The organism is Kosakonia sp. MUSA4, assembly GCF_013085925.1.
GTDB lineage: Bacteria > Pseudomonadota > Gammaproteobacteria > Enterobacterales > Enterobacteriaceae > Kosakonia > Kosakonia sacchari_B.
In genome coordinates, this window is the sequence record NZ_CP025697.1 from 4,926,930 (window position 1) to 4,946,536 (window position 19,607).

At 52.8% G+C, this 19,607-nt stretch carries 18 protein-coding genes, 1 tRNA gene and 2 rRNA genes; 17 read left to right on the top strand and 4 right to left on the bottom strand.

Annotated elements, in window-relative coordinates:
• Window positions 1-294 precede the first annotated feature (294 nt).
• Entirely contained in the window at window positions 295-2,238 is a 1,944-nt protein-coding gene (gene csrD, locus C0557_RS23405; RefSeq protein WP_208661545.1) for an RNase E specificity factor CsrD, read from the bottom strand.
• Between the two features lie 290 nt (window positions 2,239-2,528).
• Here csrD and msrP point away from each other — a divergent pair, with 290 nt between their 5' ends.
• The 17 genes from msrP to C0557_RS23490 all read left to right on the top strand — a co-directional run bounded on the left by msrP (window position 2,529) and on the right by C0557_RS23490 (window position 18,866).
• Window positions 2,529-3,527 carry a protein-methionine-sulfoxide reductase catalytic subunit MsrP gene (msrP, locus tag C0557_RS23410; RefSeq protein WP_208661547.1) on the top strand — a complete coding sequence of 333 codons (999 nt, stop codon included), beginning with the start codon at window positions 2,529-2,531 and terminating at the stop codon, window positions 3,525-3,527.
• A complete protein-coding gene (gene msrQ / locus C0557_RS23415; protein WP_208661550.1) occupies window positions 3,528-4,127 on the top strand; it encodes a protein-methionine-sulfoxide reductase heme-binding subunit MsrQ in 600 nt (199 codons plus the stop codon).
• Window positions 4,128-4,361: 234 nt separating this feature from the next.
• On the top strand, window positions 4,362-4,814 hold the full coding sequence (aroQ, locus tag C0557_RS23420) for a type II 3-dehydroquinate dehydratase (protein ID WP_064563334.1): 453 nt from the start codon (window positions 4,362-4,364) through the stop codon (window positions 4,812-4,814).
• A 21-nt stretch (window positions 4,815-4,835) separates the two neighbouring features.
• The gene (gene accB, locus C0557_RS23425; RefSeq protein WP_007369858.1) at window positions 4,836-5,297 is read left to right on the top strand and encodes an acetyl-CoA carboxylase biotin carboxyl carrier protein; all 462 of its coding nucleotides are present in this window, start codon (window positions 4,836-4,838) and stop codon (window positions 5,295-5,297) included.
• A gap of 10 nt (window positions 5,298-5,307) precedes the next feature.
• Window positions 5,308-6,657 (top strand): acetyl-CoA carboxylase biotin carboxylase subunit, encoded by a 1,350-nt coding sequence (accC, locus tag C0557_RS23430; protein ID WP_208661552.1) that lies wholly within the window; start codon window positions 5,308-5,310, stop codon window positions 6,655-6,657.
• A 108-nt stretch (window positions 6,658-6,765) separates the two neighbouring features.
• Window positions 6,766-7,008, top strand: a complete 243-nt coding sequence (locus tag C0557_RS23435; protein WP_043956350.1) for a YhdT family protein — start codon at window positions 6,766-6,768, stop codon at window positions 7,006-7,008.
• Window positions 6,998-8,449, top strand: coding sequence for a sodium/pantothenate symporter (gene panF, locus C0557_RS23440; RefSeq protein ID WP_007369855.1), 1,452 nt, complete (start codon window positions 6,998-7,000; stop codon window positions 8,447-8,449). Before C0557_RS23435 ends, panF begins: the two co-directional genes overlap by 11 nt.
• Before the next feature lie 11 nt (window positions 8,450-8,460).
• A complete protein-coding gene (gene prmA, locus C0557_RS23445; protein ID WP_208661555.1) occupies window positions 8,461-9,342 on the top strand; it encodes a 50S ribosomal protein L11 methyltransferase in 882 nt (293 codons plus the stop codon).
• A gap of 465 nt (window positions 9,343-9,807) precedes the next feature.
• Window positions 9,808-10,773 (top strand): tRNA dihydrouridine synthase DusB, encoded by a 966-nt coding sequence (dusB, locus tag C0557_RS23450; RefSeq protein ID WP_035888013.1) that lies wholly within the window; start codon window positions 9,808-9,810, stop codon window positions 10,771-10,773.
• Window positions 10,774-10,798: 25 nt separating this feature from the next.
• On the top strand, window positions 10,799-11,095 hold the full coding sequence (gene fis, locus C0557_RS23455) for a DNA-binding transcriptional regulator Fis (RefSeq protein ID WP_000462905.1): 297 nt from the start codon (window positions 10,799-10,801) through the stop codon (window positions 11,093-11,095).
• Between the two features lie 163 nt (window positions 11,096-11,258).
• On the top strand, window positions 11,259-11,420 hold the full coding sequence (locus C0557_RS23460) for a DUF2556 family protein (RefSeq protein ID WP_007369851.1): 162 nt from the start codon (window positions 11,259-11,261) through the stop codon (window positions 11,418-11,420).
• Between the two features lie 164 nt (window positions 11,421-11,584).
• Window positions 11,585-13,663: a bifunctional diguanylate cyclase/phosphodiesterase gene (locus C0557_RS23465; protein WP_208661557.1), complete on the top strand. Its 2,079-nt coding sequence runs from the start codon at window positions 11,585-11,587 to the stop codon at window positions 13,661-13,663.
• A 344-nt stretch (window positions 13,664-14,007) separates the two neighbouring features.
• Window positions 14,008-14,229 (top strand): hypothetical protein, encoded by a 222-nt coding sequence (locus tag C0557_RS23470; protein ID WP_035888016.1) that lies wholly within the window; start codon window positions 14,008-14,010, stop codon window positions 14,227-14,229.
• A gap of 477 nt (window positions 14,230-14,706) precedes the next feature.
• Window positions 14,707-15,732: an amino acid ABC transporter substrate-binding protein gene (locus C0557_RS23475; protein WP_074778639.1), complete on the top strand. Its 1,026-nt coding sequence runs from the start codon at window positions 14,707-14,709 to the stop codon at window positions 15,730-15,732.
• Between the two features lie 72 nt (window positions 15,733-15,804).
• Window positions 15,805-16,986, top strand: a complete 1,182-nt coding sequence (locus C0557_RS23480) for an amino acid ABC transporter permease (protein WP_208661559.1) — start codon at window positions 15,805-15,807, stop codon at window positions 16,984-16,986.
• Window positions 16,987-16,995: 9 nt separating this feature from the next.
• A complete protein-coding gene (locus C0557_RS23485; RefSeq protein WP_208661561.1) occupies window positions 16,996-18,099 on the top strand; it encodes an amino acid ABC transporter permease in 1,104 nt (367 codons plus the stop codon).
• Window positions 18,100-18,107: 8 nt separating this feature from the next.
• Window positions 18,108-18,866 carry an amino acid ABC transporter ATP-binding protein gene (locus C0557_RS23490; RefSeq protein ID WP_007369845.1) on the top strand — a complete coding sequence of 253 codons (759 nt, stop codon included), beginning with the start codon at window positions 18,108-18,110 and terminating at the stop codon, window positions 18,864-18,866.
• A 207-nt stretch (window positions 18,867-19,073) separates the two neighbouring features.
• Here the strand turns inward: C0557_RS23490 and rrf (C0557_RS23495) are convergent.
• The 3 genes from rrf (C0557_RS23495) to rrf (C0557_RS23505) form a co-directional block, all read right to left on the bottom strand.
• Window positions 19,074-19,189, bottom strand: a 5S ribosomal RNA gene (rrf, locus tag C0557_RS23495).
• Window positions 19,190-19,227: 38 nt separating this feature from the next.
• A tRNA-Thr gene (locus tag C0557_RS23500) sits at window positions 19,228-19,303 on the bottom strand.
• A 14-nt stretch (window positions 19,304-19,317) separates the two neighbouring features.
• Window positions 19,318-19,433, bottom strand: a 5S ribosomal RNA gene (rrf, locus tag C0557_RS23505).
• Between the last annotated feature and the right edge of the window lie 174 nt (window positions 19,434-19,607).

Genomic DNA, 19,607 nt, shown 5'->3' on the forward strand with positions numbered 1-19,607 from the left:
CCTGAAAGCTGGGGCGGATACAAAATCCGCTTACTTTACCAACCACACGCAGCAGCGACAAGGCGTAAGAATCATCTGCTACGGTGAAAATTAGTGCAGTTTGTTTCCTTTGTTGCAAAACGACACGACTTCGGCCGGAAGCAGAAAAAACTCTTCTGTTCCAGCGTATTGCTTTTGCGTTATTTCAAAGGTCAAACCGGCTTTTTATTACTGTCGCAATCCGGCAGGCAGACAAGCACACCCCCAAAAATGGCAGCGCGCATTATTCTACGTGAAAACGACTCAAACAGCAGTTCAAACCGAGTATCTTTGCGAATATTTTTTCACATTGGTATCGAGCGGTTGAGAAGACGCGAAGAAATCACCCTGTCCCCCGACAACGCCCCGATCCACCAGCGTCTGCCATTCAGCCCGCGCGCGAACGCCTGTCGCGAAAACGCGTGTCCGCGTGCCTTTGCACGCCTCCACAAGACTCTGAACCAGCAACTGATTTTCGGTACGCTTTTCAATGTTCCTGACCAGACCCGGATGCAGCTTTAATAACTCCACATCCAACACTTTAATCCAACTGGTGCTCACCAACGTCAGACCCGCCTGCACTACCGCTACGCGCGCGCCCAGAGCGTTAATTAATCGCACCACCGACTGTAACCGGCTGATATGTTGACAAACATCAGCCTCAGCAAGTTCAAAAATAATCCGTTTACGTTGAGATTTTTCGCATTCCATTAATGTGTCGCGCAGCCAACGCTGAAAACGCGGGCGTACCAGAGACTGAACAGTTACCTGCATCGCCAAATTTTCTTCCGGCCAGAACCCCAGGAAGGGAATAAGACGAGTGATCTGCTGGCGGTCATACTCTTCGGAGAGGCCAAACTGGAGCACCATCGGCATATATTCTTCGGCGATCACTTCTTGTTCCCCGTCGAAAATACGACACATCAGCTCACGGTGATGCACCAACCCGTCGCGATTGACCGCGGGTTTCTGGTAAACGCGCGGCCCGCCCCGGCTCAGCATCTGCTCTATCAGCGTCCGCCAGCGCACATTGCCACGCCCTTGCTCGGGTAATGAATCATCATAAACTGACCAACTGTTACCACCCTGCAATACCGCATTACGCGCCGCAGCTTCCGCGTGCTCCATCACTTGTTCCGTTGACTGACCGCTACGCCATGCACAAACCCCAATGTGCATAATATCTTCGCGGTTCTGTGCCTTATTGTGCGGCAGCCCATCGACAGATTTCAGGATCTGCCCGGCGATACTTTCCGCTTCCTTTAATGTCCGGTGCGGCAACAGCACGGCAAAATCGCTGCGGTGATAGCGCGCGAGCAGCGCGCCAGGGTAACGCATAATAAAAGTAGAAAGTAAGTTGATGAGGGTGAAGAAATACTCTTCCGACGCCGTGGTCAGCCCCCAGCTCTCGCGCATAAGATCAAAATCCGGCAGGCGGATCATCATCACGACCCCGTGCGAACCGACTTTTTCCTGATCTTCCAGCAGTGTCGCCAGTTGATTATCAAAAAACAGACGGTTGTTCAGCCCGGTACGCGTATCTTGCGCCGCATAAGAGCGGATCAGCGTATCCATCCGGCTGCGCTGATCGCTGGCGAACTGGATATCAGTCAGCAGCACATCCAGCGCGCTGCTGGTGCGAGATGGCCACTCGTAGATGCTGCCGCGCACCAGCGGGCCTCGCTCGCCATTAAGGATCCGCGTCGCTCGCCCTTCCAGCAGTTCCTGTCCGGAAAGCTGGCGACGCAGCCAGCGCACAGCAAGAAAGATAATGACGATCATAAAACCGATCGCGACAGTCAACGGTGCCGTATTGACCAGCGAACGAAAGTAGTTGGCCATCGGATCCTGGTAGATAAGCGAAATCGTAAGGCCGGGGTTTTTCAGCGCCGGAACGGACAATTCACGGGTCTGTAAACTACTGCCTGCCGGACGGTAGCTGCCGTTGTGCGCATAGCTGAGCAGGATTTTCTTCCCCTGCTTGATCTCAACTTTAATGATATCCAGCGGCACCATCAGCTCATCAAGTTGAGGTGAAAGCCGGTTGACAGGCATAGAAATCAGGCGGGTATCCACAACCGCTGCGACCGCCGCCACACGGTTAGCCACCTTATTTTGTATGGCATTATAAAAGCTCAGTGAGCAGCCGATCAGCGTGACGAAAATCGCCAACGCGGTGAGCAGCGTCACAAAAGCGGAAAATTTCGTCGTTAATCGCATCCCTGTGTTAACTCCGTTGTATTAAAGAACAAGACGATACCGACCCAGCGCTTTAAAAAGTAAGCACTAACTTTCAAATCTAACCGCGATATGGAATAGTCAGGAGTAAAGTTAGAAAAATCTGAGGCCGTTTTACCCCAGCGAGTATAGTCCTCATAAATATTTTTCCAATCAGCAATCGTCCGGATGATTGTTTTCAACAAAGAATCCCCAATGTTTGGTAACACACTCCCACTCGCGCTATCGCATCGCTTACACCATGCTTATTAACAAAATTCGCGGAGGATGCAATGAAGAAAAAACTGACTGAAGCCGACGTAACTGCTGAATCCGTATTTATGTTACAGCGCCGTCAGGTACTAAAAATGCTCGGTATTGGCGCAACAGCGCTCAGTTTGTCGCCGATGGCGCAGGCGGATCTGCTGGATTGGTTTAAAGGTCATGACCGACCAAAAGCGCCTGCGGGAAAACCCCTCGACTTCAGCCAGCCTGCGCAATGGCAAGCCAAACTTGCGTTAACACCTGAAGATAAGGTCACTGGCTACAATAACTTTTATGAATTTGGCCTGGATAAAGCCGATCCCGCCGCTAATGCCGGGGGGATGAAAACCGATCCCTGGACATTGACCATTGATGGCGAAGTGGCAAAACCATTAACCCTCGATCACGCAGCGCTGACGTCGCGCTTCCCGCTGGAAGAGCGCATTTACCGCATGCGCTGTGTCGAGGCGTGGTCGATGGTGGTGCCGTGGATTGGTTTCCCGCTGCATAAGCTACTGGCGCTGGTCGAACCCACCAGCAACGCCAAGTATGTCGCTTTCGAAACCCGTTACGCACCGGAGGAGATGCCGGGGCAAAAAGATCGGTTTATCGGCGGTGGGTTGAAATACCCCTATGTCGAAGCACTCCGTATAGATGAAGCAATGCATCCGTTAACGCTGCTGACGGTGGGTGTCTACGGCAAAGCGCTACCGCCGCAAAATGGCGCGCCGATTCGGCTGACCGTACCGTGGAAGTACGGTTTTAAAGGCATCAAATCGATCGTCAGCATTAAGCTCACCAGTAAACGACCCCCCACCACCTGGAACCTCGCCGCGCCGGACGAATATGGTTTTTACGCTAACGTGAATCCACATGTGGATCACCCGCGCTGGTCGCAGGCAACGGAGCGCTTTATTGGTTCCGGCGGCGCGCTGGATGTAAAACGCCAGCCAACATTACTGTTTAACGGCTACGCTGAGGAAGTGGCTTCGCTTTATCACGGGCTGGATCTACGGGAGAATTTTTGAGTGCGTTTAACAGCAAAACAGGTTACCTGGCTTAAAGTCGCGTTACATCTGGCGGGACTACTGCCTTTTCTCTGGCTGTTCTGGGCGGCAAATCAGGGTTACTTCAGCGCCGATCCGGCGAAAGATATTCAGCATTTTACCGGCAGAATGGCGCTGAAATTCCTGCTGGCGACGCTGTTGGTGACACCGCTGGCGCGCTATGCGAAACAACCTTTATTGATCCGCACGCGGCGACTGCTCGGGCTGTGGTGTTTTGCCTGGGCGACGCTTCATCTGACCAGCTATACGCTGCTGGAGCTGGGTATCAATAACCTGGCGCTGCTCGGCCAGGAGCTGGCTACGCGTCCTTATTTAACGTTGGGAGCCGTAAGCTGGCTGCTCTTGCTGGCGCTGGCGGCCACCTCAACGCAGTGGGCGCAGCGCAAAATGGGCAAACGCTGGCAACAATTACATAACTTCGTCTATCTGGTGGCGATCCTCGCCCCGATTCACTATCTCTGGTCCGTGAAGATTCTCTCCCCGCAACCGCTCCTGTACGCCGCTGCCGCGATCGTGCTTTTAGCATGGCGTTACAAGAAGTTCCGCCAATGGTGGCGTTAATGCAGCAATCTGTGCAGTTTCCCGCAAATCTATTATCATCCGCGTCCATATGTCAGCCGGGTGGTTAATAATCTTCCCTGATAAGACCAGTATTTAGCTGCCAAATGCTACGAAATCGTTATAATGTGCGACCTTGGTTTTCACGGCAGGGTTTTCGGACTTTAACAACGTGACAACCACGCAACGAAGGTATATTTTGTTTTTTACCGGAAAATTGCAGGAGATAGCAGCACAATGGCGGACAAATTGCGTATTTTGCTTTTGAACGGCCCCAATCTGAATATGCTGGGAACCCGTGAACCAAAAACCTACGGTTCACTCACCCTGCAGCAGATTGTTAACCGTTTAACAAATGAAGCGGAAGCGCTAAACGTCACGCTCACGCATTTTCAGTCGAACGCCGAGTTTGCGTTGATCGACCGTATTCATCAGGCAAAAGACACAATGGACTTCATCCTGATCAATCCGGCCGCTTTTACGCATACCAGCGTCGCGATTCGTGATGCGCTGCTGGCGGTGGATATCCCGTTTATCGAGATCCATCTGAGTAATGTCCATGCGCGCGAGCCATTCAGACATCACTCTTATCTCTCCGATATCGCTGTCGGCGTTATCTGTGGATTAGGCGCCGATGGTTATACATACGCTTTACAGACGGCGGTAAAACGCCTGTCACAAACACACTAAACAAGAGTACGGAACCCACTCATGGATATTCGTAAGATTAAAAAACTGATCGAGCTGGTTGAAGAATCAGGCATCTCCGAACTGGAAATTTCTGAAGGCGAAGAGTCTGTTCGCATCAGCCGCAGCGCGCCGAATGTTGGCTACCCGATGATGCAGCAGGCTTATGCTGCGCCGGTAGCCCAGCCTATGGCAGCCGCTGTCGCACCAGCCGCAACCGCTACGGAAGCACCTGCCGCAGCAGAAATCAGTGGCCACATCGTACGTTCCCCGATGGTTGGAACCTTCTATCGCACCCCGAGCCCGGACGCGAAAGCGTTTATCGAAATCGGCCAGAAAGTCAACGTGGGCGACACCCTGTGCATCGTTGAAGCCATGAAAATGATGAACCAGATCGAAGCGGATAAAGCAGGCGTGGTGAAAGCCATTCTGGTGGAAAGTGGCCAACCGGTTGAATTTGACGAGCCGCTGGTCGTCATCGAGTAACGAGGCGCACATGCTGGATAAAATTGTTATCGCTAACCGCGGCGAGATCGCACTGCGTATTCTTCGTGCCTGTAAAGAACTGGGCATCAAGACTGTCGCCGTGCACTCCACTGCGGATCGCGATTTAAAACACGTACTGCTGGCGGACGAAACGGTCTGTATCGGTCCGGCACCGTCCGTGAAAAGCTATCTGAACATCCCGGCGATCATCTCTGCTGCCGAAATCACCGGCGCCGTGGCGATTCACCCAGGTTACGGCTTCCTTTCTGAGAACGCCAACTTTGCAGAGCAGGTTGAGCGCTCCGGTTTTATCTTTATCGGCCCGAAAGCCGACACCATTCGCCTGATGGGCGACAAAGTGTCCGCGATTACCGCCATGAAGAAAGCTGGCGTTCCGACCGTTCCAGGTTCCGACGGCCCGCTGGGCGATGATAATGACGCTAACCGCGCGCATGCCAAACGCATCGGTTATCCGGTCATTATCAAAGCCTCCGGCGGCGGCGGCGGTCGCGGTATGCGCGTTGTGCGCAAAGATGCCGACCTGGCGCAGTCCATCGCCATGACCCGTGCGGAAGCGAAAGCCGCTTTCAACAACGACATGGTGTACATGGAAAAATACCTGGAAAATCCTCGTCATATCGAGATCCAGGTACTGGCAGACGGCCAGGGCAACGCCATCTATCTGGCTGAGCGTGACTGCTCCATGCAGCGCCGCCACCAGAAAGTGGTCGAAGAAGCACCGGCACCGGGCATTACCCCGGAACTGCGTCGCTATATCGGCGAACGCTGCGCCAAAGCCTGTGTCGATATCGGTTATCGCGGGGCGGGTACGTTCGAGTTCCTGTTTGAAAACGGCGAGTTCTACTTTATTGAAATGAACACCCGTATTCAGGTTGAGCACCCGGTTACCGAGATGATCACCGGTGTTGACCTGATCAAAGAGCAGCTGCGCATTGCAGCCGGTCAGCCGCTGTCCATCAAGCAGGATGAAGTTGTGGTCAGGGGCCATGCGGTGGAATGCCGTATCAACGCCGAAGATCCGAACACCTTCCTGCCAAGCCCGGGTAAAATCACGCGCTTCCACGCGCCGGGCGGCTTTGGCGTTCGTTGGGAATCGCACATCTACGCCGGCTATACCGTGCCGCCGTATTACGATTCAATGATCGGCAAACTGATCTGCTACGGTGAGAGCCGCGATGTGGCGATTGCGCGCATGAAGAATGCGCTGCAGGAGCTGATTATCGACGGTATCAAAACCAACGTGGATTTGCAGACCCGCATCATGAACGACGAGAATTTCCAGCACGGTGGCACCAACATCCACTACCTGGAGAAAAAGCTCGGGTTGCAGGAAAAATAATCTGTAATCGCTGCAAAAGGCCGGATTTTCCGGCCTTTTTTCTTTTTCTCTCCCCTCATCTTTTCCATAGGGTACAATCCCCGCTTTCTTCATCCACAAGGGAAAAAAATGGACAACCGTTTTGTTCAGGCCCACAAAGAAGCCCGCTGGGCGTTGTGGCTGACCCTTCTCTATCTTGCTGCATGGTTAGTATGCGCTTACATACCTGGTACGGAGCAGGGATTCACCGGGCTGCCGCGCTGGTTTGAGCTGGCCTGCCTGTTGACGCCGCTGGTCTTTGTGCTGCTGTGCTGGGCCATGGTGCGCTTTATCTTCCGCGATATTCCGCTGGAGGATAACGATGCAGAGTGAAATTATCGCCGTACTGGTTATCTACCTGATCGTGGTCTTTGGTCTCTCCTTTTATGCTATGCGCCAGCGCAGCAAAGGCACGTTCCTGAGTGAGTACTTCCTCGGCAGCCGTTCGATGGGCGGTTTTGTGCTGGCAATGACGCTGACGGCAACCTATGTCAGCGCCAGTTCATTTATCGGCGGACCGGGCGCGGCCTATAAATTTGGTCTTGGCTGGGTGTTGCTGGCGATGATCCAGGTGCCGACCATCTGGCTCTCTTTGGGTATTCTCGGCAAAAAGTTCGCCATCCTGGCGCGCCGTTACAATGCGATTACCCTGAATGACATGCTGATGGCTCGCTACCAGAACCGTGCGGTTGTGTGGATCGCCAGCCTTAGCCTGCTGGTTGCCTTTGTCGGCGCCATCGCCGTGCAATTTATCGGCGGCGCCCGTCTGTTAGAAACCGCGGCGGGAATCAAGTACGAATCCGGTTTGCTCATCTTTGGCATCACCATTGCGTTGTACACCGCGTTCGGCGGTTTTCGCGCCAGTGTACTCAACGATACGATGCAAGGTATGGTAATGCTGATTGGCACGCTGGTGCTGCTCGTCGGCGTGATCCATGCCGCTGGCGGGCTGCACAGTGCCGTAGAAACGCTGCAACAGATCGATCCGCAACTGGTAAGCCCGCACGGCGCCCACGATATCCTTTCACCCGCATTTATGACCTCATTCTGGGTGCTGGTCTGTTTTGGTGTGATCGGCTTACCGCATACCGCCGTTCGCTGTATTTCCTATAAAGACAGCAAATCTGTTCACCGCGGCATTATTATCGGCACTATTGTCATCGCGCTGTTAATGCTGGGAATGCATCTCGCTGGCGCACTCGGCCGCGCCGTGTTGCCACATCTTTCGGTACCCGATCAGGTGATCCCGACGCTGATGGTCGAGGTGTTACCGCCCTGGGCTGCAGGGCTGTTTCTTGCTGCGCCGATGGCGGCGATCATGTCGAACGTCAATGCGCATTTGTTGCAGGCTTCGGCCACGATCATCAAAGATCTGTGGTTAAGCGCCCAGCCGACTAAAATTCGTCATGAACCACGTTTAAAACGGATCTCCACCGTGACAACCCTGGTGCTCGGGGTACTGATGATGCTGGCGGCATGGCGTCCGCCAGAGATGATTATCTGGTTAAACCTGCTGGCGTTTGGCGGTCTGGAAGCGGTATTCCTGTGGCCGCTGGTTTTGGGGTTGTACTGGGAGCGGGCGAATGCTGCTGGCGCATTGAGCGCCATGGTCACGGGCGGCGTGCTGTATGCCGTTCTCGCCACCTTTAATATTCAGTACCTGGGCTTTCATCCGATTGTGCCCTCGTTGCTGTTAAGTTTGCTGGCCTTCGTCGTCGGGAACCGTTTTGGTCAACCGGCGCCGCAGGCTCCGACTGTTTCTGTTAATGAATAAAGAGTTACGACATGCCATGGATCCAACTGAAACTGAACACCACCGGCGCAAATGCTGAAGATCTGAGCGATGCTTTGATGGAAGCAGGTGCGGTATCCATCACCTTCCAGGATACGCACGACACGCCTGTGTTTGAACCATTGCCGGGCGAAACTCGCTTATGGGGCGATACCGACGTTATCGGCCTGTTTGACGCCGAAACGGAGATGGCCGATGTGGTCGCCCAGCTTGCGTTGCACCCACTACTGGGTGAAGGCTTCGCCCATAAAATCGAGCAGCTGGAAGATAAAGACTGGGAGCGCGAATGGATGGATAACTTCCACCCGATGCGCTTTGGCGAGCGGCTATGGATCTGCCCAAGCTGGCGCGATGTGCCGGACGAAAACGCGGTCAACGTGATGCTCGATCCGGGTCTGGCGTTCGGCACCGGCACCCATCCAACGACGGCGCTGTGCCTGCAATGGCTGGACAGCCTCGATCTGAACGGCAAGACGGTGATCGACTTTGGCTGCGGCTCGGGGATCCTGGCGATCGCGGCGCTGAAACTGGGTGCCGCAAAGGCGATCGGCATTGATATCGATCCGCAGGCGATCCAGGCCAGCCGCGACAACGCCGAACGTAACGGCGTATCCGATCGTCTGGATCTCTATCTGCCCAATGACCAGCCAGAGGCGATGAAAGCGGATGTGGTGGTCGCTAATATCCTGGCTGGCCCTCTGCGCGAGCTGGCACCGTTAATCAGCGTACTGCCCGTTGAGGGCGGCCTGCTGGGGCTTTCCGGTATCCTTGCCAGCCAGGCAGAAAGCGTCTGCGAGGCTTATGCCGATCTCTTCACGCTCGATCCGGTGGTCGAGAAAGAGGAGTGGTGCCGTATCACCGGCCAGAAGAAGTAGTGCTTAAGCGTGGCCTGCGGGCCACGTTTTTTATCTCCCCTGCCTTTATCTGCCGTCAGTCTGTAGGCGAAACACCCTTTGACAATTTTCCCGTCGCAATCCGGACGCTTTTCATGCACATCATCGCCCGCTAAAGCCGATGTGTGGCGGCCTGGCCGCGAAAAACCATCGGCATAAAAATGGGAGCAAGTTCGCAAAATCCGCTTTTTTCTGCTGTAAAAAACAACAATTCTGCCGCTGATGGCCAGGCAAAAAACGATAACTCGCGCGAATTTATTAGTTACATGAAATTTTTATCTTCATCATAACCACATGAAATATATAATTTAATTTTAAAATCGCTCTGGCGGACTGGCGATTCCTTGATCTACAACAGAGGATTGCTCAAAGTTTGGCCTTTCATCTCGTGCAAAAAATGCGTAATATACGCCGCCTTGCAGTCACAGTATGGTCATTTCTTAACTCATGCGTATCGGACATCACCAGCTCAGAAATCGCCTGATCGCAGCGCCCATGGCTGGCATTACCGACAGACCATTCCGGACGTTGTGCTACGAGATGGGAGCAGGTTTGACCGTATCCGAGATGATGTCGTCTAACCCGCAAGTGTGGGAAAGCGATAAATCCCGACTGCGGATGGTGCACATTGATGAACCTGGTATTCGCACCGTGCAAATTGCAGGGAGCGATCCGGATGAAATGGCGGAAGCCGCACGCATTAACGTGGAAAGTGGCGCCCAGATTATTGATATCAATATGGGTTGCCCGGCGAAAAAGGTGAATCGCAAGCTGGCAGGCTCGGCTCTGCTACAGTACCCGGATCTGGTGAAGTCTATCCTGACCTCGGTAGTGAATGCAGTGGATGTGCCTGTTACGTTGAAGATTCGCACGGGCTGGGCTCCGGAACACCGTAACTGCGTAGAAATTGCCCAACTGGCTGAAGAATGTGGTATTCAGGCTCTGACCATTCATGGACGCACCCGCGCCTGTTTGTTCAACGGAGAAGCTGAGTACAACAGTATTCGGGCAGTTAAGCAGAAAGTTTCCATTCCGGTTATCGCGAATGGCGACATTACTGACCCGCTAAAAGCCAGAGCTGTGCTCGACTATACAGGGGCGGATGCCCTGATGATAGGCCGCGCAGCTCAGGGAAGACCCTGGATCTTCCGGGAAATCCAGCACTATCTGGACACTGGGGAGCTGCTGGCCCCGCTGCCTTTGGCAGAGGTTAAGCGCTTGCTTTGCGCGCATGTTCGGGAACTGCATGACTTTTATGGTCAGGCAAAAGGTTACCGAATCGCACGTAAACACGTCTCCTGGTATCTTCAGGAGCACGCTCCGAATGACCAGTTTCGGCGCACATTCAACGCCATTGAGGATGCCAGCGAACAGCTGGAGGCGTTGGAGGCATACTTCGAAAATTTTGCGTAAACAGAAATAAAGAGCTGACAGAACTATGTTCGAACAACGCGTAAATTCTGACGTACTGACCGTTTCTACCGTTAACTCTCAGGATCAGGTAACCCAAAAACCGCTCCGTGACTCGGTAAAACAGGCACTGAAGAACTATTTTGCTCAACTGAATGGTCAGGATGTTAATGACCTGTATGAGCTGGTACTGGCTGAAGTAGAACAGCCACTGTTGGACATGGTGATGCAATACACCCGTGGTAATCAGACCCGCGCGGCGCTGATGATGGGCATCAACCGCGGCACGCTGCGTAAAAAACTGAAAAAATACGGCATGAACTGATTCTGAATCAGTCAGTTGTATTGATAAAAAGGCGCTAACCGGCATGGGGAAGCGCCTTTTTTATTGCCTGAAATGACGCTAAAAACCCCGCTTTCCCGCTCTTTGTACGGTTGCGGATTCGTGTATATTTTCAGCCAATGGTTGCAAGAAAGGGAGATACGGAATGATTCGCAAATATTGGTGGCTGGTCGTTTTCGCCCTCTCAATCCTTGCGCTGGATGGCTTAATCATGCACTGGGTGGAGTACATCACCACCGAGGTCGATAAATGCCGCAACATGAATTCCGTCAATCCTCTCAAACTGGTGAATTGCGATAATCTGTAAGTGATTGCTTGTAGCGAAAGTTCGCGAACTTGCTGCTATCCCCTGCATATATCGGGGATTTAAATCATTTTGCGTCATCTTTAGTCGATGATAATGTCTCAGCCCTTTTCGCCCGTACGACCGTAGTAATACGTAACGATCTTAGTGAATGAGTTGATGACATCATGCTGGTTAGCCAATACGACTATATCCTTGTTGTTGTTTCTTTTATTGTCGCCATTCTGGCCTCTTACACTGCCCTGAATATGGCCGGACGCGTCACCTCCAGTAGCGGAACCGCGTCGTGGGTCTGGCTAAGCGGCGGCGGCGTGGCGATGGGGATCGGCATCTGGGCGATGCATTTTATTGGCATGCTGGCGATGAATATTTCGATGAGCATGCTGTATGAACCCATTCTGACTGCCCTTTCGATGGCCATCGCCATCGGCTCATCACTGTTCGCCCTTTGGCTCGTCAGCGGCCCGCAGCTTCATCTCCAACGCCTGATACCCGGCGCCATTATTATGGGGTTGGGGATTGTCGCTATGCATTACACCGGCATGGCTGCATTACAGGTTTCACCCGCTATCGTCTGGAATATGAACTGGGTCGCGCTGTCGGTGGTAATTGCCCTGGCGGCATCCTTCGCTGCATTGTGGCTCACTTTCCGTCTGCGTCATGAAGCCGCTCAAGTGGCGCTGATGCGCTTTGGCGCGGCGATCCTGATGGGGATTGCCATTGCCGGAATGCACTATACCGGCATGATGGCGGCGCAATTTCCTCCACAGCATGCAACGGGGCACCACGGATTCAACAACAACTGGCTGGTCATTCTGGTCAGTATGATGGCGTTCTCGGTTCTCGGCATTACGCTGCTGGTCTCAATGTTCGATGCTCGTTTACAGGCGCGGACTTCCCTGCTGGCAGCGTCACTGGCGGCGGCTAACCGCGAGCTGGCGCGTCTGGCCCTGCATGATACGCTGACCCGTCTGCCAAACCGCGTATTGCTGGAAGACCGCCTTGAACAAGCGATTAATAAAGCCAGACGCGAAGGATCTTTCTTTGCGCTGATGTTTATGGATCTGGATGGTTTCAAAACCGTAAATGATGCCTGGGGGCATGATGTTGGCGATAAGCTTCTGGTAGCAGTTACCGATCGTCTGCGGCAGCCGCTGAAAGGGCAATATACGCTGGCGCGTATCGGCGGCGATGAGTTTGTTCTGCTGGCGGAAGTCAGTGCCCCGGATGAAGCCGCAACGCTTGCCAATGCGCTGGTCCGCGCAATCGACAAACCCTTCAATATCGATCCTTACGACGTGATCGTCACGCTGAGTGTCGGGATTGCCCTCTACCCGCACGATGGTAAAAACGAGCGCGAGCTGATGTTTAACGCCGATGCGGCGATGTATCACACCAAACATATGGGTCGTAATGGCTATCACTTCTTCCAGCCCTCGATGAATACACTGGCGCAAACCCAACTGCAACTGCTCAACGATTTGTGGTTAGCGCTGGAACGCCAGGAGTTTCGCCTGGTCTACCAGCCGAAATTTAAAGCGCCGTCCGGGCCGGTCATTGGTTTTGAGGCGCTATTGCGCTGGCATCATCCTTTCCAGGGTGTTCTGTCGCCGGACGTGTTTCTTCCGCTGGCGGAGAAAACCGGCCTGATTGTGCCGCTAGGTAACTGGGTGGTGGATGAAGCCTGTCGGCAGCTTAGCGAATGGCGCAAACAGGGCCATCTGGAGTGGTCGATTGCCGTTAATCTTTCCACCATGCAATTCGAGCAAAATGGGCTGGTACAGACCATTTTGGAGGCGCTGAAAAAACATAATGTTCCACCAGAAAAGCTGATTCTTGAGGTGACGGAAACCACCGCCATGAGCAATCCTGATGAGAGCGTGCGCGTATTAACCGAGTTAACGGATGCGGGTGTGCAGGCCTCGATTGATGATTTCGGCACCGGTTACTCCAGCCTGCTTTATTTAAAGCGTCTACCGGCCTGCGAGTTAAAAATCGATCGCGCCTTTGTTCGGGAACTGTGTAAAGAGGGTGAGGATGCGACGATTGTTTCGGCGATCGTCGCGCTGGCCAAAACGCTGAACCTGAAAGTTGTGGCGGAAGGGGTGGAAACGGAAGAACAACAGGCTTTTCTCACTGAATTGGGCTGCAACACGCTACAAGGTTATTTATTAGGGAAACCAGTAAGTGCGGAATCCATTACCGCTTATGGTAATAAACTTACCCCACCGGATACCTTTTCCTGAAAATAATTAAGCAGTTAAATCAAGGCGCTTAACAGCGCTTTTATTTTACCTGAGCGATAAACTGGATTATTATTCGCACACCGTTAATTTCACAGTGCCGTGCCTGGTTGGCCATTAATCAATATGTTGTAGTTGAACCAGCGCTATTTTTATTCTCTGCTTCATCTTTTCTGCATTTTCTATTCCGGGCCGCACTTTTCTCTCCATGATGTTTACACTGCACATACTTTGAGATTATTACCCCAGGGAATCGCCGTTACCGGATGGTAAAATAATCAACATCGACTCAGTAGAGATATCACGGGTATTGATATCGGGAGTTGTGTTTATTTCGAGGTAACATTATGAAAAATTTCATCGCTGTAGCATTACTGACAACACTGCTTGCCGGTTGTGCTCATGATTCTCCTTGCGTGCCGGTGTATGACGATCAGGGTCGCCTGGTGCATACCAATACCTGCATGAAAGGGACAACTCAGGATAACTGGGAAACCGCCGGAGCGATTGCAGGTGGCGCAGCGGCGCTGGCCGGTCTGACGCTTGGCATCGTGGCGTTGACCCGATAAATTATCAAAAGCGCGGTGAGCCGCGCTTTTGCTTTATTGTGGTGCACTCTTTTTCCCGCCAGTAAATGTCCAGCATTTCATAGCTGCCGTTATTCAAAAATAAATCATTAACCGCCGCGTATTAATATCCTGTTTTTGTATATCCGCCCTTTCTTCGTGAGCTGATTCACACTCTCTGCCCATTCACTATATTGCTTATATTCACCTGCGAAACTTGTCTGTTAATAAAAAGTAATTCCTGTAATTTTTTTGCTCCATTTTGTGGCGCAGGTTGTAGTTTTGCACCACGATGGAGCGCTGGTTTTATTTTTTCCTGTCTACACTCTCAATATTGCGTATACGCCCCTTTCAAACACGTCATTCGCAATATTGGCATTCCCTTTGCTTAAAAGAGAATGGCCATAGCCACAGACAGGTTTCAGGCGTTTCCCGGACGCCTTTATATAACGATAAATTTTTCGCCACACAGGATACATTATGAAAAAGATGATGATCGCCAGCCTGGTCGCTGCCGGTACGCTGTTTGCTCTTGCAAATCAGGCGCATGCCGGTACAACGCTGGATGCCGTTAAAAAGAAAGGTTTTGTACAATGCGGTATCAGCGACGGCCTGCCTGGCTTCTCCTACGCGGACGCGAGCGGTAAATTCACCGGTATCGACGTAGACGTTTGCCGTGGCGTTGCCGCCGCCGTTTTCGGTGACGACAGCAAAGTAAAATACACCCCGCTGACTGCGAAAGAGCGTTTTACCGCGTTGCAGTCCGGCGAAGTGGATATTCTTTCCCGTAATACCACCTGGACTTCTTCCCGCGACGGCGGCATGGGGCTGTCATTTACTGGCGTAACTTATTACGACGGTATCGGCTTCCTGACCCATAACAAAGCGGGTCTGAAAAGCGCGAAAGAGCTGGATGGCGCAACCGTTTGTATTCAGGCCGGTACAGATACCGAGCTGAACGTGGCGGATTACTTCAAGTCCAACAACATGAAATATACCCCGGTCACCTTCGATCGTTCTGACGAATCGGCAAAAGCGCTGGAGTCAGGCCGTTGCGATACATTGGCTTCCGACCAGTCTCAGCTGTACGCGCTACGCATCAAACTGAGCAACCCGGCTGAGTGGATCGTCCTGCCGGAAGTGATTTCGAAAGAGCCGCTGGGTCCGGTTGTTCGCCGTGGCGACGACGACTGGTTTGCCATCGTGCGCTGGACGCTGTTCGCGATGCTGAATGCGGAAGAGATGGGCGTTAATTCGAAGAACGTTGATGAGAAAGCCGCAAACCCGGCGACACCAGATATGGCTCACCTGCTGGGCAAAGAAGGCGACTTTGGTAAGGATCTAAAGCTTGATAATAAATGGGCTTACAACATCATCAAGAAAGTCGGTAACTATTCCGAAATCTTTGAACGTAACGTAGGTTCTGAAAGCCCGCTGAAAATCAAACGTGGCCAGAACAATCTCTGGAATAACGGCGGTATCCAGTACGCTCCGCCAGTGCGTTAATTCGCAAGTGCTGTAACGGGCACCACCTCGCGTGGTGCCCAGCCCAGAGTCATGGTTACTGAGGTTTTTGCTATGTCCCATCGCCGCCCAACCGTGAAAGGCTCCTTCTCCCTTTCTAACCCTGCGGTTCGTGCCTGGCTGTTTCAAATCCTTGCGATTGTCGCCGTGGTCGTTATCGCAATCTATTTGGTACACAACACGGTTACTAACCTGAACAATCGCGGGATCACCTCCGGCTTTGCGTTCCTCGATCGCGCCGCTGGTTTCGGTATTGTTCAACACTTGATTGATTATGAGCAGGGCGACACCTATGGCCGGGTGTTCCTTGTTGGTTTACTTAACACCTTGCTGGTCTCGGCATTGTGTATTGTATTCGCCTCTTTCCTCGGCTTCTTCCTTGGCCTGGCGCGCCTGTCGGAAAACTGGTTACTGCGAAAACTCTCGACGATTTATATCGAAACCTTCCGCAATATCCCGCCGCTGCTGCAAATCTTTTTTTGGTACTTTGCCGTACTGCGTAACTTGCCCGGCCCACGCCAGGCGGTTAATGCGATGGATTTGCTGTTTTTAAGCAACCGTGGCCTCTATATTCCTTCTCCACAAATTGGCGAAGGTCTGCTGGCCTTTGCTGCCGCTGTTATCGTGGCAGTGATCATTTCTGTCGGTCTGTTTCGTTTTAATAAAGCCTATCAGATCAAGACCGGTCAGTTGCGTCGTACCTGGCCGGTTGCGCTGGGGTTGATTATTGCGCTACCGCTGCTGACACACTGGGTTTTCGGCGCAGCATTGCACTGGGAGATTCCGCAACTGCGCGGCTTTAACTTCCAGGGCGGAATGGTGCTGATCCCGGAACTTGCCGCGCTGACGCTTGCGTTATCCGTTTATACCTCAGCGTTTATCGCTGAGATTATCCGTTCAGGCATTCAGTCCGTTCCTCATGGTCAGCATGAGGCCGCACGTTCTTTGGGGCTGCCGAATCCGGTGACGCTGCGCCAGGTCATCATCCCTCAGGCATTACGCGTCATTATTCCGCCACTGACCAGCCAGTACCTGAACATTGCGAAAAACTCCTCTCTGGCGGCCGCTATCGGCTACCCGGATATGGTGTCACTCTTCGCGGGAACGGTGCTGAATCAGACCGGTCAGGCCATTGAAACCATCGCTATCACCATGTCTGTTTATCTGCTTATCAGTCTGTCGATCTCGCTACTGATGAACATTTATAACCGTCGCATTGCACTGATTGAGCGCTAAGGAATTACGATGACAAAAGCTATTCTGTCTCCCTCTGCGCGCCAGACACCTGCAAGAAGCAATGGCGCGGTGTTGTGGGTACGAAAAAACCTGTTCTCCAGTTGGTCTAACTCGCTGCTAACGATCGTTTGTCTGTGGCTGATGTGGGAACTGATCCCGCCACTGCTGGAGTGGGCGTTCTTTCAGGCGAACTGGGTGGGTTCAACCCGGGCGGACTGCACAAAAGCGGGCGCCTGCTGGGTGTTTATTCATGAGCGTTTTGGCCAGTTTATGTATGGCCTCTACCCGCATGAACTGCGCTGGCGTATTAATCTGGCGCTGATTATTGGCCTGCTCTCGATTGTGCCGATGTTCTGGAAAGCTTTACCAAGCCGTGGCCGCTACATTGCCTGCTGGGCTGTTATCTACCCGATCGTTGTCTGGTGGTTAATGTTTGGCGGCTTTCTGGGACTGGATCGCGTTGAAACCCGCCAGTGGGGCGGTCTGACGCTGACGCTGATTATCGCTTCTGTCGGTATTGCCGGGGCGCTGCCGCTGGGCATTTTGCTGGCGCTGGGGCGTCGTTCAAAAATGCCAGTCGTGCGTATTTTGTCGGTAGTGTTTATTGAGTTCTGGCGCGGTGTGCCACTGATCACCGTTCTGTTTATGTCCTCGGTCATGCTGCCGCTGTTTATGTCGGAAGGAACCAGCATTGATAAGCTGATCCGCGCGCTGGTCGGCGTAATCCTGTTCCAGTCTGCTTATGTGGCGGAAGTGGTGCGCGGCGGTTTGCAGGCGCTGCCAAAAGGCCAGTACGAAGCCGCAGAGTCTCTGGCACTGGGCTACTGGAAAACGCAGGGCCTGGTGATTCTGCCGCAGGCGCTGAAGTTGGTTATCCCGGGCCTGGTGAACACCATTATTGCGCTGTTTAAAGATACCAGCCTGGTGATCATCATCGGCCTGTTCGATCTTTTCAGCAGCGTGCAGCAGGCTACGGTCGATCCGGCATGGCTCGGCATGTCGACTGAGGGCTATGTTTTCGCCGCGTTAGTTTATTGGATTTTCTGTTTTAGCATGTCGCGCTACAGCCAGCATCTGGAAAAGCGCTTTAACACCGGGCGTACACCGCACTGAGGAACACCATGAGTAATATGATTATGCAACCTGCCGACGCGATGATTACGCTCGATAATGTGAACAAGTGGTACGGGCAGTTCCATGTCCTGAAGGACATCAATCTGAACGTTAAGCAGGGTGAACGTATTGTACTCTGCGGCCCTTCCGGTTCAGGGAAATCAACGACTATCCGTTGTATCAACCATCTGGAAGAGCATCAGCAGGGCCGTATCGTTGTTGATGGTATCGAGCTGAACGAAGATATCCGCAATATTGAAAAGGTCCGCCAGGAAGTGGGCATGGTTTTCCAGCACTTCAATCTGTTTCCGCATCTCACCGTATTACAGAACTGTACGCTGGCACCAATTTGGGTGCGCAAAATGCCGAAGAAGGAAGCTGAAGCGCTGGCAATGCACTATCTTGAGCGCGTGCGTATTGCCGAGCATGCGCACAAATTTCCCGGACAGATTTCGGGTGGTCAGCAGCAGCGTGTGGCGATTGCCCGTTCGCTCTGCATGAAGCCAAAGATCATGCTTTTTGATGAACCCACGTCAGCGCTGGATCCGGAAATGGTGAAAGAAGTGCTGGATACGATGATTGGGCTGGCACAATCTGGTATGACGATGCTGTGCGTCACCCATGAAATGGGCTTTGCCCGTACCGTCGCTGATCGCGTGATCTTTATGGATCGTGGTGAGATTGTTGAGCAGGCGCCGCCTGAAGAGTTCTTTGCGAACCCGAAATCAGAACGTACCCGCGCTTTCCTGTCGCAAGTTATCCACTGATCGTTATCGCCGTGTTTCAGGGCCACCCGCAGGTGGCCTTTTTTATCGCTCTCGTTCTAATGTCAGGTGTTTTACGAGAGGTCGTTGCAGCGCAACATTTGAGGCACTGAACACGAATTGATTTTTGCTAAGAGATAGTGTTTGCGGATAAGCAACAGATAAAACAAAAGGCCCCGTCTTTCGACGAGGCCTTTTGTTTTGTTTGATGCCTGGCAGTTCCCTACTCTCGCATGGGGAGACCCCACACTACCATCGGCGCTACGGCGTTTCACTTCTGAGTTCGGCATGGGGTCAGGTGGGACCACCGCGCTAGTGCCGCCAGGCAAATTCTTTCTAAGTGCCGAACTTTAACCGCTATAACTGGTGCTGATACCCAGAGTCGAACTGGGGACCTCACCCTTACCAAGGGTGCGCTCTACCAACTGAGCCATATCAGCACGCTAAATTTGATGCCTGGCAGTTCCCTACTCTCGCATGGGGAGACCCCACACTACCATCGGCGCTACGGCGTTTCACTTCTGAGTTCGGCATGGGGTCAGGTGGGACCACCGCGCTAGTGCCGCCAGGCAAATTCTGTTTACCGTCATGCCCTCAGGGCACACCGGTCTAATCTGTATCAGGCTGAATATCGTCTCTCACCGCCAAAACATCTTCGGCGTTGTAAGGTTAAGCCTCACGGTTCATTAGTACCGGTTAGCTCAACGCATCGCTGCGCTTACACACCCGGCCTATCAACGTCGT

Excerpts from the sequence above, each read along its gene's own strand:
- fis (WP_000462905.1), top strand. The coding sequence starts at position 10,799 with ATGTTCGAACAACGCGTAAATTCTGACGTACTGACCGTTTCTACCGTT.
- panF (WP_007369855.1), top strand. The coding sequence starts at position 6,998 with ATGCAGAGTGAAATTATCGCCGTACTGGTTATCTACCTGATCGTGGTC.
- accB (WP_007369858.1), top strand. The coding sequence starts at position 4,836 with ATGGATATTCGTAAGATTAAAAAACTGATCGAGCTGGTTGAAGAATCA.
- prmA (WP_208661555.1), top strand. The coding sequence starts at position 8,461 with ATGCCATGGATCCAACTGAAACTGAACACCACCGGCGCAAATGCTGAA.
- C0557_RS23480 (WP_208661559.1), top strand. The coding sequence starts at position 15,805 with ATGTCCCATCGCCGCCCAACCGTGAAAGGCTCCTTCTCCCTTTCTAAC.
- accC (WP_208661552.1), top strand. The coding sequence starts at position 5,308 with ATGCTGGATAAAATTGTTATCGCTAACCGCGGCGAGATCGCACTGCGT.
- aroQ (WP_064563334.1), top strand. The coding sequence starts at position 4,362 with ATGGCGGACAAATTGCGTATTTTGCTTTTGAACGGCCCCAATCTGAAT.
- msrP (WP_208661547.1), top strand. The coding sequence starts at position 2,529 with ATGAAGAAAAAACTGACTGAAGCCGACGTAACTGCTGAATCCGTATTT.
- C0557_RS23465 (WP_208661557.1), top strand. The coding sequence starts at position 11,585 with ATGCTGGTTAGCCAATACGACTATATCCTTGTTGTTGTTTCTTTTATT.
- dusB (WP_035888013.1), top strand. The coding sequence starts at position 9,808 with ATGCGTATCGGACATCACCAGCTCAGAAATCGCCTGATCGCAGCGCCC.
- C0557_RS23490 (WP_007369845.1), top strand. The coding sequence starts at position 18,108 with ATGAGTAATATGATTATGCAACCTGCCGACGCGATGATTACGCTCGAT.
- C0557_RS23460 (WP_007369851.1), top strand. The coding sequence starts at position 11,259 with ATGATTCGCAAATATTGGTGGCTGGTCGTTTTCGCCCTCTCAATCCTT.
- csrD (WP_208661545.1), bottom strand. The coding sequence starts at position 2,238 with ATGCGATTAACGACGAAATTTTCCGCTTTTGTGACGCTGCTCACCGCG.
- C0557_RS23475 (WP_074778639.1), top strand. The coding sequence starts at position 14,707 with ATGAAAAAGATGATGATCGCCAGCCTGGTCGCTGCCGGTACGCTGTTT.
- C0557_RS23435 (WP_043956350.1), top strand. The coding sequence starts at position 6,766 with ATGGACAACCGTTTTGTTCAGGCCCACAAAGAAGCCCGCTGGGCGTTG.
- C0557_RS23470 (WP_035888016.1), top strand. The coding sequence starts at position 14,008 with ATGAAAAATTTCATCGCTGTAGCATTACTGACAACACTGCTTGCCGGT.
- C0557_RS23485 (WP_208661561.1), top strand. The coding sequence starts at position 16,996 with ATGACAAAAGCTATTCTGTCTCCCTCTGCGCGCCAGACACCTGCAAGA.